Source organism: Hymenobacter arcticus, assembly GCF_054779975.1.
Map to the genome: position 1 here is coordinate 371,259 of NZ_BAAGXF010000001.1, position 16,368 is coordinate 387,626.

General features: G+C 61.2%; 15 protein-coding genes. 6 read left to right on the forward strand and 9 right to left on the reverse strand.

Annotation, left to right across the window (positions count from 1 at the left end; all coding sequences use genetic code 11):
* Positions 1-64: 64 nt before the first annotated feature.
* Both ACYVGC_RS01715 and ACYVGC_RS01720 read right to left on the reverse strand, forming a co-directional pair.
* Entirely contained in the window at positions 65-1,237 is a 1,173-nt protein-coding gene (locus tag ACYVGC_RS01715) for an alpha/beta hydrolase (protein ID WP_460582048.1), read from the reverse strand.
* Between the two features lie 110 nt (positions 1,238-1,347).
* Positions 1,348-2,538, reverse strand: a complete 1,191-nt coding sequence (locus ACYVGC_RS01720) for a THUMP domain-containing class I SAM-dependent RNA methyltransferase (RefSeq protein ID WP_460582049.1) — start codon at positions 2,536-2,538, stop codon at positions 1,348-1,350.
* Between the two features lie 188 nt (positions 2,539-2,726).
* Here ACYVGC_RS01720 and tcmP point away from each other — a divergent pair, with 188 nt between their 5' ends.
* Both tcmP and ACYVGC_RS01730 read left to right on the forward strand, forming a co-directional pair.
* Positions 2,727-3,878, forward strand: a complete 1,152-nt coding sequence (tcmP, locus tag ACYVGC_RS01725; RefSeq protein WP_460582050.1) for a class I SAM-dependent methyltransferase — start codon at positions 2,727-2,729, stop codon at positions 3,876-3,878.
* Positions 3,878-4,612, forward strand: a complete 735-nt coding sequence (locus ACYVGC_RS01730) for a DUF5131 family protein (RefSeq protein WP_460582051.1) — start codon at positions 3,878-3,880, stop codon at positions 4,610-4,612. The genes tcmP and ACYVGC_RS01730 overlap by 1 nt, the downstream gene beginning before the upstream one ends.
* Positions 4,613-5,039: 427 nt before the next feature.
* Here ACYVGC_RS01730 and ACYVGC_RS01735 read toward each other — a convergent pair whose 3' ends face one another.
* Positions 5,040-5,921, reverse strand: coding sequence for a sterol desaturase family protein (locus ACYVGC_RS01735; RefSeq protein WP_460582052.1), 882 nt, complete (start codon positions 5,919-5,921; stop codon positions 5,040-5,042).
* Positions 5,922-6,081: 160 nt separating this feature from the next.
* On the opposite strand from ACYVGC_RS01735, the gene ACYVGC_RS01740 reads away from it, so the two are divergent.
* Both ACYVGC_RS01740 and ACYVGC_RS01745 read left to right on the forward strand, forming a co-directional pair.
* Positions 6,082-6,846 (forward strand): TIGR04283 family arsenosugar biosynthesis glycosyltransferase, encoded by a 765-nt coding sequence (locus tag ACYVGC_RS01740; protein ID WP_460582053.1) that lies wholly within the window; start codon positions 6,082-6,084, stop codon positions 6,844-6,846.
* 259 nt (positions 6,847-7,105) lie between these two features.
* Complete coding sequence (locus ACYVGC_RS01745; protein WP_460582054.1) at positions 7,106-7,744, forward strand: TIGR04282 family arsenosugar biosynthesis glycosyltransferase; 639 nt, start codon at positions 7,106-7,108, stop codon at positions 7,742-7,744.
* A 61-nt stretch (positions 7,745-7,805) separates the two neighbouring features.
* On the opposite strand, the gene ACYVGC_RS01750 is transcribed toward ACYVGC_RS01745, so the two are convergent.
* The 6 genes from ACYVGC_RS01750 to ACYVGC_RS01775 all read right to left on the reverse strand — a co-directional run bounded on the left by ACYVGC_RS01750 (position 7,806) and on the right by ACYVGC_RS01775 (position 13,153).
* A complete protein-coding gene (locus ACYVGC_RS01750; RefSeq protein ID WP_460582055.1) occupies positions 7,806-9,149 on the reverse strand; it encodes a hypothetical protein in 1,344 nt (447 codons plus the stop codon).
* Positions 9,150-9,300: 151 nt separating this feature from the next.
* Positions 9,301-10,020 carry a glycosyltransferase family 2 protein gene (locus ACYVGC_RS01755; RefSeq protein WP_460582056.1) on the reverse strand — a complete coding sequence of 240 codons (720 nt, stop codon included), beginning with the start codon at positions 10,018-10,020 and terminating at the stop codon, positions 9,301-9,303.
* A gap of 88 nt (positions 10,021-10,108) precedes the next feature.
* A complete protein-coding gene (locus ACYVGC_RS01760; protein ID WP_460582057.1) occupies positions 10,109-11,161 on the reverse strand; it encodes an ArsO family NAD(P)H-dependent flavin-containing monooxygenase in 1,053 nt (350 codons plus the stop codon).
* A 7-nt stretch (positions 11,162-11,168) separates the two neighbouring features.
* Complete coding sequence (locus ACYVGC_RS01765) at positions 11,169-12,089, reverse strand: GNAT family N-acetyltransferase (protein WP_460582058.1); 921 nt, start codon at positions 12,087-12,089, stop codon at positions 11,169-11,171.
* Between the two features lie 44 nt (positions 12,090-12,133).
* The gene (locus tag ACYVGC_RS01770) at positions 12,134-12,592 is read right to left on the reverse strand and encodes a DUF6428 family protein (protein ID WP_460582059.1); all 459 of its coding nucleotides are present in this window, start codon (positions 12,590-12,592) and stop codon (positions 12,134-12,136) included.
* Between the two features lie 210 nt (positions 12,593-12,802).
* Positions 12,803-13,153 carry an ArsR/SmtB family transcription factor gene (locus ACYVGC_RS01775; protein ID WP_460582060.1) on the reverse strand — a complete coding sequence of 117 codons (351 nt, stop codon included), beginning with the start codon at positions 13,151-13,153 and terminating at the stop codon, positions 12,803-12,805.
* A 184-nt stretch (positions 13,154-13,337) separates the two neighbouring features.
* Here ACYVGC_RS01775 and ACYVGC_RS01780 point away from each other — a divergent pair, with 184 nt between their 5' ends.
* Both ACYVGC_RS01780 and ACYVGC_RS01785 read left to right on the forward strand, forming a co-directional pair.
* Positions 13,338-14,669, forward strand: a complete 1,332-nt coding sequence (locus ACYVGC_RS01780; RefSeq protein WP_460582061.1) for an NAD(P)/FAD-dependent oxidoreductase — start codon at positions 13,338-13,340, stop codon at positions 14,667-14,669.
* A 172-nt stretch (positions 14,670-14,841) separates the two neighbouring features.
* Positions 14,842-16,194: a 4Fe-4S binding protein gene (locus tag ACYVGC_RS01785; RefSeq protein ID WP_460582062.1), complete on the forward strand. Its 1,353-nt coding sequence runs from the start codon at positions 14,842-14,844 to the stop codon at positions 16,192-16,194.
* The last annotated feature ends 174 nt before the right edge of the window (positions 16,195-16,368 follow it).

Here is a 16,368-nt window from a genome sequence, read left to right on the forward strand (position 1 = left end):
TGGCTCATAAAAAAACGGCACCCGTTGGGGTGCCGTTTTTAGCAACAAGCTTGCTAGGATTAGCTTACTTACTCAGCGCGCTTTTCAGCTCGCCGCTGGCCAGGGCCTGGGCTTGCTTAGCCTCAGGCACTACGGCGGCCATGCCGAAGAACTCGTGGGTTACGCCGTCGTAGTTCTGGTATTTTACGGCTACGCCAGCTTTTTGCAGGTTATCAGCCAGCATCTTGCCTTCGCTCATCAGCGGGTCGTATTGGTCGGTGATGAGGGTGGTGGGCGGCAGTCCTTTCAGGTTGGCGTGCACCAAGTCGATGAGCGGGTTCTTGCCATCGGCGGGGCTACGCAGGTAGTACTTGAAGAACCAGGCCATGAAGTCCTTGTTGAGCGGCTTGGTCTGGGTGTTGGCTAGGTACGAGGGCGTGTTCAGGTCGTAGCCGGCAATGGGGTACACAAGCAGCTGATGCTTAGGTAGCTGCACCTTCTTGTCGCGGGCCATCATGCTCACGGCGCAGGCCAGGTTGCCGCCGGCGCTTTCGCCGGCCACGGCTACGCGGGCGGGGTCGCCCTTGAAGCTAGCGGCGTTTTTGAGCGTCCACTGGTAGGCGGCAAAGCTGTCGTTGTGGGCGGTCGGAAACTTATTTTCCGGGGCCTGGCGGTAAGCCACTGATACGATGATGGCACCCGTCTGCTCGACCAGGCTACGCACCGAAGCGTCGTAGGTGTCGAGGGTGGCAATCACCCAGCCGCCGCCGTGGTAGTACACAATCACCGGCAGCGGGCCGGTAGCGCCCTTGGGGGTATAAATACGCACCTTCACGCCGGGCATTACCACGCGGCTCATGGTGTCGGCGGTGGCGGGCGGCGTAGGGATGTTGAATTTCTGCATCGTGGCCATCGCGGCATCGGCGGCGCTGGGAGCCTTACGGACTTCCGGCGGGGTCAATTTCGAGGGGGGCGTGGGGCCGCTCATGGCCGTGAGCTGCTCAATAACGGCTTGCATCTCAGGGTGCAGGCCGGGGCCCCAGGCGGGCTTGGGGCCGGCGGGCGTTACGGGCTTGGGCGCGCTGGCAGTAGCGGCGGCGGTGGTGTCGGCCATCGGCTTGCTGGTCGCTGTCGAGTCGCTAGCCGCGGTGGTGCTGGCGGTTTCGGTGGTTTGGCTGGTGCTGCACGCAGCTAGTAAGCTTAGGGCGGCTACGGGCGCAGCCCAGCGCGCCGAGGCGCTTTTCCAGGAGTAAGACATGAAAGTCAGGAGCTAATAAATTTGGAGTTAGGGCTTTGCATACGGAAGTGCCGTTGAAAGGGCCGCAAAAATCTCTATCTCAACCCCTTTCATCCCTGACTTTCAGTACATTATTTATCCGTTGCGTCTAATTCGGTATCGGGGGCGGCCGGAGAAACCCGACGCGTGCCCCGGTATAGCTCATACTTCAGGAGGCGGCAGTCAATGGGCCCGTTGAAGAGCGGAATGCGGCGCGACACCTTCAGGCCGATGGCCTTGGCCGCCTCCAGGTTGCCGGTAAAGATGAAGGCCTCATAGCCCTGAAAATTCGTCTTCAGCGCGTCGCCAATGGTTTTGTAAAGCGCGTCCATCTGGGTTTCCTCCCCTATCCGCTCGCCGTAGGGCGGGTTGGTGATGACGAGGCCGGGTTCCTGGCCCTGGGGCGGCTGGGCATCGCGCACGTCGCGCACGCTCAGGCGGATGCACTCGTCGAGGCCGGCGGCTTCGATATTCTGGGCGGCCTGGTCAATCACGCGGGGGTCGAGGTCGGAGCCAGCTAGGTAAGCCTGCGGCTCCTCTATGCGCTGGGCCTTAGCCTCTTCGCGCAGCTGCTGCCACAGGTCGGCGTCGAAGTCGGCCCAGTTTTCGAAGCCAAACTTGCCCTGGTGAAACAGGCCGGGCGCGATGCGCTGGGCAATGAGGCCGGCCTCGGTGAGGATGGTGGCCGAGCCGCACATGGGGTCGATGAGGGGGCTTTTCTGGTCCCAGCCGCTGAGCAGGATGAGGCCAGCGGCCAGCACCTCGTTGAGGGGGGCGTCGTTGGTGGCCTGGCGGTAGCCGCGGCGGTGCAGCGAGTCGCCGGCCGCGTCGAGGCTCAGAATCACGTCGTTTTCGAGCATGCGCAGGTGAATGCGGATGTCGGGGTTGCGAGTGTCGATGCTGGGGCGCTCGCCGGTGCGGGCCCGAAACTGGTCCACGATGGCGTCTTTGGTGAGTTGGGCCACGTAGAGCGAGTGCTCGAAGCTCGACTTGTTGACCACGGCCGTAATGGCAAACGTTTGGCCGGGGCCGATGAAGCGGCTCCAGTCAATGTCGCCCACCTGGTCGTAGAGGGCCTGCTCGTCGCGGGCGTAAAAATCGGCGAAGGGGCGCAACAGGCGCATGGCCGTGCGGCTCCAGAGGATGGTGTTGTAGAGCAGTTTTTTGTCGCCGCTAAACTCAACGGCGCGGCTGCCCACGTATTCGATGGTGGCGCCAAGCTGGCGCAGTTCGTCTACCAGGACTTCTTCGAGGCCAAACTGGGTGGTGGCGGTAAGGTGCATGGTGCAAAGGTCGGGCCTGGCGGGCTAAGCTTATGTACCCTGTTGTAGCTAACAATATTATTGCTATATAAACTAAAATAAATTTAACGCCAGTCAAAAAAATAGGCAAACTATCTACTACCTTGTGTATCGAAAGCAAAAAGCTGCCTACTTGCACTATAACAAACTAACCATAAGATAAATCGCAAATGAAAAATGCCGATTTTTTCAACAAGCAAACTATATCTTCTAGAATAAAGGCAAATATAGTTTCCGAATACTTCCCTGACTATTGCAAAATAATCTCAAGCAAGATTCCACAAACACAATTTCGTTACATAGATTTATTTTCAGGTCCTGGCTTGTATAAAGACGGCAACGCTTCAACGCCTTTATTAGTAGCGGATAAATGTTTTCAGAACGACAGCCTTAGGTCACTAGTAAAATTTGTATTCAACGACAATACTTATTACAAAGAACTATCAGATAATTTCAACAATAAATTTCCTAAAGGCTCTTTTAAGTATAAACCTCATTTCGGCAAAAGTACTGTAGGCGAAAGTCAAGCTATAACAGATTACTTGCTCAAAGGCACAGAGAATGGCCCTGCGAATGATAGTCCTGCCGTATTATTTATTGACCCTTTTGGCTACAAAGGAATTGAAACAAAGATTCTTTCAGCATTTTTAAAAAAATGGGGCAACGAAATATTTATTTTTGTAAATACAAAAAGAATTCAACCAGCGCTTGAGAATGATAAATTCGAGGAGTTGATGCAGGAATTATTTCCTGCTAGCCTCGAAAAGGTGAAAGAGGACAGAAGATATAAGCAATCTGTTACGGAACGACTTAGCTTAGTAGTAGATAGTCTAGGAAAAGAGTATGAGATAGCACTTGGCTCCAGGGTGTATTACACATCATTTAAGTTTCAGGAAGAGGATTCTAATGCAACGAGTCATTACATATTACATTTAACTAAGAACTCAAAAGGATTTGATTTAATTAAGACAATTTATAACGACTTTGCAAATGTAGGTACCATATTTGATGGGGTTAAAACATACACCTTTGATGCAAAATCATTAGATAATTCCGTTCATGAACTATTTGATGCACAAGCTAAATTCAACAATATTGAAAAATTAAAAATATCATTATACTCTTCATATTCAGGCAAAACCATATTAGCAGAAGACTTATTTAATGCTCATCACAAAGACAACTTATATAGCCGAAACCATTATACTAAAGCGCTCCGAAGTCTTGTTGACGACAATAAGTTAGAATCTGTATTTACAGATGGCAAAGAGCACGTAGTTTCAGTCTTACTTTCTAAATATTGCACTTTAACATTTAAATAATGGCTACTTCATCTATCGAATGGACTGAAATGACTTGGAACCCTACAACGGGCTGCACCAAGGTTTCCGCTGGCTGCAAATTTTGCTACGCAGAGATTATGACTCGCCGGTTAAAAGCAATGGGGCAAGAGAAGTACAGTGACGGTTTTAAAATCATTAGAACACACCCTGATACTTTAGCAATTCCATACACATGGAAAACATCAAAAGTTGTCTTTGTAAATTCAATGAGCGACCTTTTTCATAAGGACGTTCCTCTCGAATTTATTAAGCAAGTTTTTCATGTTATGAATGACAATCCTCAACATATATTTCAAGTCCTAACTAAAAGGGCAGAACGTCTATATGAAATAAATAAAGAATTAAAATGGACGCATAATATTTGGATGGGCGTTTCTGTTGAAAACAATGAAGTAGTTGATAGAATATCATTTTTGAGAAAAACAAAGGCAAAAGTAAAATTCCTTTCACTTGAACCATTAATTGGTCCTCTCTCCAATTTAAATCTAAAGAAAATAGATTGGGTTATAGTTGGTGGAGAAAGTGGTCATAAGCCGCGACCAATGGATTCTGATTGGGTTTTAGATATTCAAGAACAATGTAAGAGTGCGGGCGTGGCATTCTTTTTTAAGCAGTGGGGAGGAAAAAACAAAAAAGCATCAGGCCGTTTATTGAACGGAAGGACATATGATGAGATGCCTACTCAGGTAGAAGTCGGCAGAGGGGCAGCATAAATTATTCTAACCTATATTTAATCAGCAACAATATTTTCCCAGCCAGCCCTTCGAGGCCGGCTTTTTTTGTGCCTTACGCCGCGTATTGCTACTCCTGTTACTACTGCTACGGCGGCGACTACCGCCACCCCTACCCGCTCCTACGCCGGGCCAATAGTCTTGATGACCTGCCCGTTTTTCCTGGATGGGGCCGTCACCAAGAGCAACGACGCACCTATATGCACCCCAAGAATATGTGCCAACTTATTGATTATCAGTAATTAGCCAAGAAGGCGGCTTTTTAGAGATGATGCCGCTGCTTATGGGGCTGTTGCTCAAGAAGCTGGATTACCAGCGCAGCCTTGTGGTGGGGCAAGACTGCCGCCGCTCCTGGCCTTTATGGCTACGCACGGCAGCGAGTAGCCGTTTTACGGAGCGGTAGCCCGCACTACCAGCTTAGCTCGGTGAGCGGGCCGGCCGGGGCGGGGCGCTCGGGCACCGTGCCATTGGGGCGGGCCCAAGGCTCTTGCGGGGCCAGGGGCAGCGCCAGGAGCTGGGCCACGGTTTGGCGGGTCGGGTCGGGGTAGGCGGGCACGCCGATGGTGAGGGCTTGCTGCGGCACGTTGAGGCGCAGGGTGCGGTGCAGGCGGTCCCAGAGGGTGAGCACCACGCCGAAATTGCTCTGCGATTCGCGGTGCACCACCGAGTGGTGGATGCCATGGGCCCGCGGCGTCACCAGCAGCGGGGCCAGCCGGCGCTCCACGGCCAGCGGCAGCCGCCAATTGCTGTGGTGAAAAGCCGTACCGGCCTCAAAAACCGCCTCGTAGGCCAGCACCGTGGCCGGCCGAATGCCCAGCAGCGCCGGCAGCCCCGCCCGGTACGGAATGCTGGCCAGCATTTCGCCAAAGTGGAAGCGCCAGGCCGTGGTAATGTCCATGTCGAGGTCGTTGTGGTGCACCCGATGCAGCCGCCACAGCAGCGGCGAATGCAGCAGCCGGTGCCAGCTATAAGCCAGGTAGTCAAGCACTAGCACCTCCAAGGCCAGGCGCAGGGGCGCGGGCAGGCGGGCCAGCTGCCGGGCCGGGTAGTGGGGGGCGGCCCGCTGCGCCAGGCCCACCATGGCGGGCAGCAGCGTGAGGCGGGCGGCGGGCAGCGAAGGGGCCGCCAGCAGCACGTTGCGCCGCCAGCGCTCGGCCCGGGGGCGGGTGCGCGGCCGTAGCGGGTGGCGGGTTTCGAGCAGCAGCAACCCCAGGCCCAGCAAGCCCAGGGCTGGCGCCGCCCAGCGGTCGAAGCGTTTAAGGAAGGGGTGCGAAACCGGAAAAAACGACATGATGGACAAGCAAAGAGGCAGAAGAAACCTTGCGCGAATTGGCGGCCGGGCAGCTGGCCGGCCCCGCGCCAGTGGCCGGGATGCGCAACGTGCGCCGCGCCCCAGCGTACGTACGTAATCCAGGCGGACCGCCGTTGTTTTGGCCGCGGGTAGTACACGCATGTTTTTTTCGACGGGGCTTTCTGGGGAGGTAGCGAGCGCGGACCAGCCATCAGCTAGTGGGCTGGCGGTCAGCATTATTATTCCTACTTACAACGAAGCGGAATCCATCGTGGCCCTGCTTACTTACCTGCGCCAGGCCACGGCCGACGAGCCCGCGCCGGAGGTGCTGGTGGTGGACGGGGGCAGCACCGACGCCACTGTGCAACTGGCCCGGCAGGCCGGGGCTACCGTGCTAGCCAGCCCACGCAAGGGCCGCGCCGCCCAGCTCAACCACGGCGCGCAGCAGGCGCAGGGCGAAGTATTCTATTTTCTGCACGCCGACTCCTACCCGCCGCCCGGCTTCCTGGCCGAGGTGCGGCAGGCCGTGGGGCAGGGCTACGGGGCGGGTTGCTACCGGCTGGCCTTCGACCACCCGCACTGGTTGCTGCGCTTCAGCGCCTGGTGCACCCGGCTGCCTCTCACGGCCGTCCGCTTCGGCGACCAAAGCCTGTTTGTGCGCCGCGGCCTGTTTGTGCGCATCGGGGGCTACCGCGAAAACCTGTTGGTGATGGAAGACCAGGAAATCGTGAAGCGCCTGCAAGCAAAAGCGCCGTTTCGGGTGCTGCCCCGCGCGGCAACCACCTCGGCGCGTAAGTACCTGGTTAACGGGGTGTTCCGGCTACAAGGCATTTTTATACTTATCGTGGTGCTTTATTATTCGGGCGTATCGCAGCGCCGCCTAGTACAACTCTACCGCCGGCTCATCCGGCAGGGCAAGTTGTAGCAGCGTAGGGTGAGCTTTAGCTTACCTATAGTGGGCGTTGCCTGACGATAATTAGAACATTAACAGTCACATTTTCAACCAATAGAGGGCTTATGTAAAACGTTTGTCATTGCTTCGCAGCGAAGCAATGACAAACGTTTTACATAAGCCTTGTACCATAACTGCGCTGGCTGCCCGGCTCTCCTGGCGGCAAGCTAAAAGCTTACCCTACACTTGGGCGTAGCTTGCCGCCTTCCTTTTCAAGTAAAAACCGCCGCCTATGTCCCCTGCTTCCTTGCCTGCCCCACACTTGTTGATATTTGCCCGCGAGCCGGTGCTGGGGCGCGTTAAAACCCGGTTGGCGGCGGGCATTGGGGAGGCAGCGGCGCTGGCCGTGTACCGCGAGCTGCTGGCCCTAACGGCGGCGGCCGTGCGGGCGGCGCAGGTGCCCGCCACGGTCTGGCTAGCAGAAGCGCCCGCCGAGGGCTACCCCACCCAGGCGCGGCCCGAGTGGCCCGGCCTGCCCTGGCGGGTGCAGCCGGCTGCTGGCTCGCTCGGGGCACGTATGGCGCAGGCCTTCGGCGAGGCCTTTGCGGCGGGGGCGGGCCGGGTGGTGGTCATCGGCACCGACTGCCCTGGCCTGAGCGCGGAGCTGCTGCGGCAGGCTTTCGGCCAGTTACTAAGCCACGACCTGGTAGTGGGCCCGGCCGATGACGGTGGGTATTACCTACTGGGAATTAATGAGTTGCAGCCCCAACTATTCGCCAATAAAGACTGGAGCACCGCCACCGTGCTGCCCGACACCCTGGCCGACGCCGCCCGTCTGGGCTTGCGCGTGGCCCAGTTGCCCACCCTGCACGATGTAGACTCGGCCCAGGACCTGGCTACTTGGCAAGGGGGTGAGTTGGCGAACGAGTGAGTGCTATTACGAGGTAGCTGGCACGGGGCAGAGCCCACCACCAGCTACCTCGTAATAGCGTTCACTCGTTAACTCCTTCACCAACTGCCACTTCCCACGCGGCCCAGGCCAGCGTGCCGCCGTATTCAATGGTGAGCAGCAGGCCGCTTTCGGTATAGGCGGTGGTGCGGTAGGCGGCGTAGGAAAGTACGGCCAGCCCGGCCCACACCCGTGCGTAGCGCAGCGGCGAAAAGCAGCTGAGCGCCACTAGCGGCACCAGGTACCAGGGGTGCACAATGGTAGCCAGCGCGAAGTAGCCGCTGAGCGTGAGTAGCAACAGCTGCGGCACCGCCGCCAGCCGGGGCCGCCCTGCGCGCCGCGCCAGCCAGAAGGCCAGGTACGCCGCGCCCAGCCCCAGCAGCGGCCCCAGGCCCCCCACTAAGTCAACGCCCGTCAGCCACTTGCCCACACCCAGCAGCAGGTAGAATACGCTGGCATTGAACTCGAAACTCTGGAAATATAAGTCGAGGCTGAGGCCGATGTGCAGCAGCAGGCTCCACGACAGGTAGGGCAGAAACAGCAGCCCCAGGCTGCCCGCCAGCACGCCCAAAAACCACCGAAAGCGCCGCCGCCCCAGCTGCCGGGCCAGCAGCGGTAGCGCCAGCAGCGGCAGCAGCTTGGTGGCCACCGCCAGCGCCAGCGCGCCGGCTGCCAGCCGGGTGCGGCGGCGCAGCAGCAGCGCGCCCGTCAGCAGCAAAAAGGTCACTACCATGCCCTCCATGTGCACGTTGCCCGCCACTTCTACCACCACCAGCGGGTGCAGCAGGTATGCCAGAGCGCGGCGGGCGGGCCAGCCCGCCAGGGGCAATAGCCAGAGCAGCAGGGCCGCCGCGCCCGCATCGGCCAGCAGCAAGGCCAGACGCACCACTATCAGGAAGCTGGTTTCGGAGGCAGGGAACGCCGCGGCAGCCGCCCGGTACAGGCCCTGGGCCACGGGTGGGTACACCGAGAAGTAGTTGGGCGAATTGAGGTGCGGCAGCAGGCGGCGCAGCTCGCCCAGGGGCAGGGCGGCCGAGTCGGCGGGCGGGTGCTGGAGCAGCTGCCGGGGCGTTTCGGCGAAGGGGCTGTGGCCGTGGCTGGCCAGCAGGCCATCCCAGCGGAAGCGGTAAAAATCGTCGCTCAGCGCCGGGGTGGCCGGCAGCCACAGCAGCCGAAACACTAGCGCCGCACCCAGCCCCCAGCGCAACGGCAGCCGCGTGTGCAGCAGCCAGGCGTAGGCCGCGCCTGCTACGGCAAAGAGCAGCGCTAGCTGCCCGAAATGCGCCCGCGGCGTGGCGTAGGCTAGGCCCCAGTAAGCCGCGCCCGTGAGCAGCAGCGCTAGTAGCTGGCTGAGGCGAAGTAAATTAAGGCGAGCTGGTGCGGTCAATTAGTGGAACACTATAGATAAGAAAAGCACGTCATGCTGAACACAGTGAAGCATCTCTACCGCTTCATTAGTGCCACTCAACGAAGCGGTAGAGATGCTTCACTGTGTTCAGCATGACGTGCTTATTGCAGTAAACCCGTGAAGTGCCAAGCTACCAGTACTTGAAAATCGTCCACAAAATCTTGTAGCCCGCCCCGATGGTGCCGCGCACCGTACCCGATATTTTGGAGGTGCCGATGCGGCGGCGGTAGCGCACGGGCACCTCCACCACGCGCAGGCCGAGGCGAGCGGCTTTCACCTGCATTTCCACCGTCCAGCCGTAGTTGGTATCCACCATGCCGATGCGGGCCAGCGCATCGGCCCGCACGGCGCGGAAAGGGCCCAGGTCGGTATGGGTACCACCATAGCGCAAGCGCAACAACCAGGCGGCCAGCCAATTACCGAAGCGCTGCTGGGGCAGCAACGCGCCGCGCTCGCGCTCACCCAGCGCCCGCGAGCCGATAACCAGCTCGGCCGCACCGCTGAGGAGGGGGGCCAGCAGGGCAGGCATCTCCTCGGGAAAATCGGAGTGGTCGCCATCCAGAAACACGATGATTTCGGGGGTTTGGCCGACGGGCTGGGCGGCGTAGTAGGCCAGCCCGGCCAGGCAGGCCTGGCCGTAGCCGGGGCGCGGCTCAGTGACCACGGTGGCCCCGGCGGCGCGGGCGGCGGCGGCGGTAGCATCGGTCGAGGCATTATCGACCACCACTACTTCCTGCACCAGCCCGGCGGGTATCTCGCTCAATACCAAGGCGATGGATTTCTCCTCGTTGTGGGCCGGAATGAGCACGGCAATGCGGGGCGGGGCGGCAGTCAAGGGCAAGTGGGGCACGGGGGAGCTGCAAAGAAAGCGGGTAGCGCGCCAGCGCGTGGGCCGGAGCACCGCACTTACTTCTCAAAAGCAGTTGTCTGACAAATACTTAGCCCAGAAAATCCTTGATTTCTGCCACCGTGGCGCGGGCCGAGCGGCCCACCCCAATGAGCGTGGCCGAGGCGAAGCCCGTCCAGCTGCCGTAGCCCACCAGCCAAAGCCCCAGCAGCGCCAGGGCGCGGGTGCCGGCCGTGGCCACGCGCCCATCTGCTTCCACCAGCCCAAGCCCATCCAAGAAGCCCAGCACCGGCCGGAAGCCCGTGCACCAGATAACGGCGTCGAAGGCTTCGGCCCGGCCATCGGGCCACACCACGCCGGTGGCGGTGAAGTGCGCCGGCGGGCGCACGCTGTGCAGCACGCCGCGCGCGCGGGCCGCCCGCACCTCGGGCACCATCACCACATCGCCGAGGCTAGGGGGTGGGCTGGCCGCAGGGCCGGCCTGGTAGCGCTGGGTGGCCTGGGCGAAAAGCACGCGGCCATCCACGTCGTCGGGTAGCAGGCGCGGGGCGCGCTCGGTGGCCCAGGTGGTGCGCGCCACCCGCGACACGTCGGCCAGCACCTGGGCGCCCGAGTTGCCGCCGCCCACCACCAGCACGCGCTGCCCGGCAAAATCAGCCGCCCGGCGGTAGTGCGCCGAGTGCAGCTGCCGGCCGGCAAACAGCGCCCGCCCCGTATATTCAGGGATAAAAGGCTGGCCCCACGAGCCGGTGGCGCACACCACGGCTCGCGCCCGCCACGCGCCTTGGTTGGTGGCCACCGCGAAGCCAGCCCCGGCGCGGGTTACCGCCGCCACGCGCACCGGCCGGCGCACGGGCAGCGCGTAGCGGCGCTCATATTCAGTTAGATACGCCACCACCGCGTCGCGGGGCGGAAACTCGGGGCCGCCGGGGGCCGGGCGGGGCATGGGCCAGCCGGGCAGCGAATTGGCTTCGGCCGGGGAGAACAGGTGCAGCGTATCCCAGCCGTGGGGCCACGCGCCGCCGGGCCGCGGCTGGTCGTCGAGCAGGGCAAATGAGTAGCCCGCCCGGCGCAGGTAGTAGCCCACGGCCAGCCCGCTCTGCCCCGCCCCAATCACCAATACGTCAACCGTTTGCGAATCCATTGAGCAGTTAGCTGGCCCCGAAGTGCGCCTGCACAAAATTATGGGCGTAGGCCTTCACCTCGCCGCGCACGGCCCGGAATTGCTGCATAATCTCGTCGTCGGTGCCGGTGGCTTTGGCGGGGTCGGGGAAGTTGTGGTGCAGCTTTTTAGCCGACGAAGGAAACACCGGGCAGGCTTCGTGGGCGTGGTCGCACACCGTGAGCACGTAGGCAAACGGCACGGCGGCGTACTCATCCACGTGGTTGCTGGTGTGGTGGCTGATGTCCACGCCGTCTTCGGCCATCACGCGCACGGCGCGGGGGTTGAGGCCGTGGGTTTCGATGCCCGCCGAATACACGGTGACGCGCTCGCCCAGCGCTTGCTGGAGGTAGCCGTGCAGCAGCTGGCTGCGGCACGAGTTGCCGGTACACAGCACCAGGATGTTGGGCTTCGCGGGGGCAGCGCCCACCACGGGGCTGCGGCGCTCCAGCAGCAGGGTGTCGCGCCACACGCCGGCCAGCTGGGCAATGCGCTCGCGCCGGCCCACCAGCCGGAAGCCGTGGGCCGCGTGCAGCGCCAGGCTGGCCGCATTCTCCAGAAAAATACCGGCTTGCAGCGTCCACAGGCCCTGGGCTTCGGCGCTACTAATCAGCGCGTTCAGCAGCTGCCGGCCCACGCCCTGGCCCCGCGCTTCGGCGGCCACGTAGATGCTCACCTCGGCCACGCCTGCGTACACGCAGCGGCTCGACACGGGTGAGAGCGCGGCCCAGGCTAGCACCTGGCCGGCCTCGTCCAGCGCTACCCAGCGGCTGTGCGGCAGGTGGCTGGCGTTCCAGTCGGCCCAGGCCGGGGCCACGGTCGTGAACGTGGCCTGCCCGGTGACAATGCCGGCTTCGTAAATGACTTTGACTTCTGGCCAGTGGGCGGCGGTGAGGGCGCTAATCGGCATGGCGGGCAAGAAACGAAAGGGTTAAGTCTTTACCAATAAATACGTTAGCAGCAGCCCCCGCCCGGTGTGCAGCCCGCCATTTGTAGCTGCGGCAGTGCAAAAGCCGCGCTGGGGATGCCGCAAGCATCCTGGGCCAGGCAGGCCGTTTGCTTGGGCGTGAGCAGGAAGTCGCGGCCATCGAAGGCCAGCCCAAACTTACCGATGGTGGCCTGCTGGTACTCCACCTCAATGTCTAGCTCCTCAGACCCCAAAATGCGCGCCGAGAGCTGAAGGATGTGCAGAAATTTTTGCGGGGCCAGCCGGTGGTCATAGTCGCCGGCCTCCCAGAGCTGGAAGTTGGCCACCGTTTCCTGCCGCTCCACGCCGCCGCAGTCGATGAAGTGCTTGGTTACCAGGCCAACTTCCGTCATGTGGAAGTGGGCCGGCAGGGCCGTGCCATCGGGCAGCCGGAAGTTGATGGCGTCAAGGCCCGCCAGGGTCTGCTTCAGTTCGGAGATTTTCATAGGAAAGGAAGTGAAGTAAAAAAGGGATTTAAAATATAATTAATTTTAAATCCCTTTTTTATATAATAAAGAACGTCATGCTGAACGCAGTGAAGCATCTCTACCGCTTCATCAGCGCCGTTCAACGAAGCGGTAGAGATGCTTCACTGCGTTCAGCATGACGTTCTTTATTATATAAAAAACTGATTGACAGTAAATAGATAAGTATAATTAACATGCACAGGCATCTTCGGGGCCACAGGTAGGGCCCGCCGTGGCCTCGTCGAAAAAAGCCAGGAATTGCTGCCGCACCTGCCGCAGCAGCTCCGTGTTGAGGCAGTAGCAGACGGTGAGCCCGTCGATTTCGCCGCGTATCAAATCCAGCGCCTTCAGCTCCTGCAGGTGCTGCGCCACGGTGGTGCGCGCGAGCGGCAGCTCGGCGGCGATATCGCCCGAAATGCAGGTTTGCTTGCTGGCCAGCAGCTGAATGATGGCCACCCGCGCCGGATGGGCCAGGGCTTTGGCTACCCGCGCCAGCTGCTGCTGCTCGGCGGTGAAGGCGGCGGTTTTGGCGTAGGTCATGGCGTAGAAAAGCAGCGGCCGGTAAGCCCCTCCGGCAGCATGACGCAAATATACGTCATAGTATGTCGCATGTTTACGTCATACCGGAAATAAGATTGCTTGCGGGCCCCAAACCCACTGACCGGGCCAGTGCGTAGGTGCTACGCCCGGCGGGACCCGGCAGTTTGGGCGTTCTTTGTTTTCTATGCACCTCGTTATCATTGGCAACGGCATTACGGGCGTTACGGCGGCCATCACGGCGCGGCGGCTCTCGCCTGAGGCCCGCATTACGCTGGTAGCGGCCGAGAGTGCGCACCACTATTCGCGCCCCGCGCTCATGTACCTGTACCTGGGCCACTTGCGCTACGCCGACGTGAAGCCTTACGGCGACTGGTTCTGGGCTGAAAACCGCTTGGAACTTATTCAGGATGAAGCCATTGGGATAGATGCCGCCACCCGCACCGTGCGGCTAACTGCCGGCCCGCCTCTAACCTACGACCACCTGCTGCTGGCCACCGGCTCGGTGCCGCGCCTTCCCGACTGGCCCGGCCGGGAGCTGCGCGGCGTGCAGGGCTTCTACGGCCTGCCCGACCTCGAACGCATGAGCCGCGATACCCAGGGCATCGGCCGCGCCGTGGTGGTGGGCGGCGGCCTCATCGGCGTGGAGCTGGCCGAAATGCTGCACTCGCGCGGCATCCGGGTCACGTGGCTAGTGCGCGAGGCGCGCTACTGGCAGTCGGTGCTGCCGCCCGAGGAATCGGCCCTGCTGGAGGCCCACATTCTTAACCAGCACATTGACTTGCAGTTGACTACCGAGCTGCGCGAACTGCGCGGCGACGCACAGGGCCGCGTGCAAGCCGTGGCGACAACCACCGGCCAGGAGTTGCCCGCCGAGTGGGTGGGCTTGGCAACCGGCGTGCAGCCCAACCTGGGTTTAGCCCAGGCTGCCGGCCTGGAAACGGACCGCGGCATCTTGGTCAACACCTTGCTCGAAACCAGCGCGCCCGGCGTGTACGCGGCCGGCGACTGCGCCCAGCACCGTCAGCCCGCCCCCGGCGAAGTGGCCGTGGAGCAGCTCTGGTACACCGGCCGCATGCAGGGCGAAACCGTGGCCCACACTATCTGCGGGCAGCCCACCCCCTACCGGCGCGGCATGTGGTTCAACTCGGCTAAGTTTTTCAATCTCGAATACCAGACCTATGGCCGCGTGCCCGCCCGGCCCGAAGTCGGCATCGCCAGCTTCTGCTGGCAGCACCCAAATGGGAAGCACCTGCTGCGTCTCAACTTCCGCGAAGCCAACCAGGCCGTGACGGGCACCAATGCTCTGGGCCTGCGCCAGCGCCAGGACGTGTGGGAGCGTTGGCTGCGCGAACAAACGCCCATCGGTACCGTGGTGGCGCAATTGGCGGCCGCCAACTTCGATGCCGAGTTTGCGCGCCAGCACGAGCCGGCCCTCCGGCGCGAGTTTGCCCAGCAGTTTCCGGGCATCGCGGTGGAGAAGCCGCGCCGCAAAGGGTTGTTTGGGTTGGTGAGGTGATGGATTACCCATCGCCCTCCGCGGGTTACCCCACCCCCGGCCCCTCCCCTCCGGGAGAGGGGAGCCACGGAGGCGCTTACGTATTTAATCGTCAGGCTCCCCTCTCCCGGAGGGGAGGGGCTGGGGGTGGGGTCCACCGTTCGCACAATACCGCACTTTAATATTATTTAGCATGCAAGATTACCCTGCCCCTTCGCTGGCCCTGGCGCAGCCACCAGCCGCCGCCACGCCGCCCGGCGAAAAGCCAGCCCTAGCGGCCGTGGCCCTGGGCCTGCTGGGCCTGCTGGTAGCCGCCTTCGATGCCGACCCCAGCCGCGCCCGACTCAGCCTATACTTCGCGCTGGCGCTGGTGAGCGGCGGCGCGCTGGGCTGGGCCTGGCTGGCCTTTGGGCGCACGGAAGCCGGCTGGCACCCGCATGACCTTTGGCGGCGGGCCAGTACCAGCCGGGGCACCGTGGCCTGGGCTACGGGCGTGGCCCTCACGGGCTTCTACGTGGTGCTGTATTGGTTCCCGTGGATGCTCGAAAACCTTATTCGGGCCCTCGACCCGTTTAGCCAGTGGCTGCGTCATCGGCCGGCCGACCAGTGGCTGCTTTATGGCACGTTTTACACGCTGGCGGTGCTGGTGCTAGGCGGCCGAGGGCTGTGGAAATACCGCTTTTCGCGCTACCACCTGGCGCGCACGGCCTCGGTGATGTTCTTTCAGCTGGGCTTTGGCTTCCTGCTGCCGGGGCTGCTGCTGGCCTTTCAACAGCCGGAGTACTACTTCTCGTATTTCTGGCCCCTGAAGTACGACTACCTGTTTCCCGACACCATTGGCAAGCTGCTGCACGGCGGCGGGCTGGGCGTATTCATGGTGTTTTGGGGAGTGGTAATGTCGTTTCTGGCTACGCCGGTGCTCACCTATTTCTTCGGCAAGCGCTGGTACTGCTCGTGGGTGTGCGGCTGCGGCGGCCTGGCCGAAACCGCCGGCGACGCCTACCGCCACCTCTCCGACAAAAGCCGCCAAGCCTGGCGCTGGGAGGTGCGCCTCATTTACCCCATTCTGGGGCTGATAATTTTGCTCACGGCGCTGCTGTGGGTGGGGGCGTCGGGGGCGGTGCCGGCGCTGGGCGTGGTCACGGGGCCGCTGGGGCAGTTTTACGGCTTCGTCATTGGCAGCGTGTTTTCGGGCATCGTGGGCGTAGGCTTTTATCCGTTGATGGGCTCGCGGGTGTGGTGCCGCTTCGGCTGCCCCATGGCCGCCTACCTGGGTTTGCTGCAAAAGCACTTTTCGCGCTTCCGCATCAGCACCAACGGCGGGCAGTGCATTTCGTGCGGCAACTGCTCGAATGCCTGCGAGATGGGCATCGACGTGAAGCAGTACGCCCAGCGCGGCGAGCCCATTGTGCGGGCCGCTTGCGTGGGCTGCGGCCTCTGCGCCACCGCCTGCCCCCGCGGCGTGCTCAACCTGGAAAACGGCCCGCGTGAGGGCCGGCTGGCGGCCTCGGCGTTCATTCACGCCGATTCGTTGCGAATTTTGTAGGGCTTTAGTTTTAAAGGAGTGATGAGTAATTCAGGACTTACGCAACTCCGTTTGTCATTGCGAGCAGCGCGAAGCAATCGCACCAGAACGATACCCACGCCGGTCGTTCGTCCATCGTTCTGGTGTGATTGCCGCGTCCCTTGCTTAATCCGCAACATGCTCGCAATGACAAAC

Bases quoted from the DNA above. Each gene is read 5' to 3' on its own strand.
- ACYVGC_RS01715 (WP_460582048.1), bottom strand. From the start codon at position 1,237: ATGTCTTACTCCTGGAAAAGCGCCTCGGCGCGCTGGGCTGCGCCCGTA.
- ACYVGC_RS01720 (WP_460582049.1), bottom strand. From the start codon at position 2,538: ATGCACCTTACCGCCACCACCCAGTTTGGCCTCGAAGAAGTCCTGGTA.
- tcmP (WP_460582050.1), top strand. From the start codon at position 2,727: ATGAAAAATGCCGATTTTTTCAACAAGCAAACTATATCTTCTAGAATA.
- ACYVGC_RS01730 (WP_460582051.1), top strand. From the start codon at position 3,878: ATGGCTACTTCATCTATCGAATGGACTGAAATGACTTGGAACCCTACA.
- ACYVGC_RS01735 (WP_460582052.1), bottom strand. From the start codon at position 5,921: ATGTCGTTTTTTCCGGTTTCGCACCCCTTCCTTAAACGCTTCGACCGC.
- ACYVGC_RS01740 (WP_460582053.1), top strand. From the start codon at position 6,082: ATGTTTTTTTCGACGGGGCTTTCTGGGGAGGTAGCGAGCGCGGACCAG.
- ACYVGC_RS01745 (WP_460582054.1), top strand. From the start codon at position 7,106: ATGTCCCCTGCTTCCTTGCCTGCCCCACACTTGTTGATATTTGCCCGC.
- ACYVGC_RS01760 (WP_460582057.1), bottom strand. From the start codon at position 11,161: ATGGATTCGCAAACGGTTGACGTATTGGTGATTGGGGCGGGGCAGAGC.
- ACYVGC_RS01765 (WP_460582058.1), bottom strand. From the start codon at position 12,089: ATGCCGATTAGCGCCCTCACCGCCGCCCACTGGCCAGAAGTCAAAGTC.
- ACYVGC_RS01770 (WP_460582059.1), bottom strand. From the start codon at position 12,592: ATGAAAATCTCCGAACTGAAGCAGACCCTGGCGGGCCTTGACGCCATC.
- ACYVGC_RS01775 (WP_460582060.1), bottom strand. From the start codon at position 13,153: ATGACCTACGCCAAAACCGCCGCCTTCACCGCCGAGCAGCAGCAGCTG.
- ACYVGC_RS01780 (WP_460582061.1), top strand. From the start codon at position 13,338: ATGCACCTCGTTATCATTGGCAACGGCATTACGGGCGTTACGGCGGCC.
- ACYVGC_RS01785 (WP_460582062.1), top strand. From the start codon at position 14,842: ATGCAAGATTACCCTGCCCCTTCGCTGGCCCTGGCGCAGCCACCAGCC.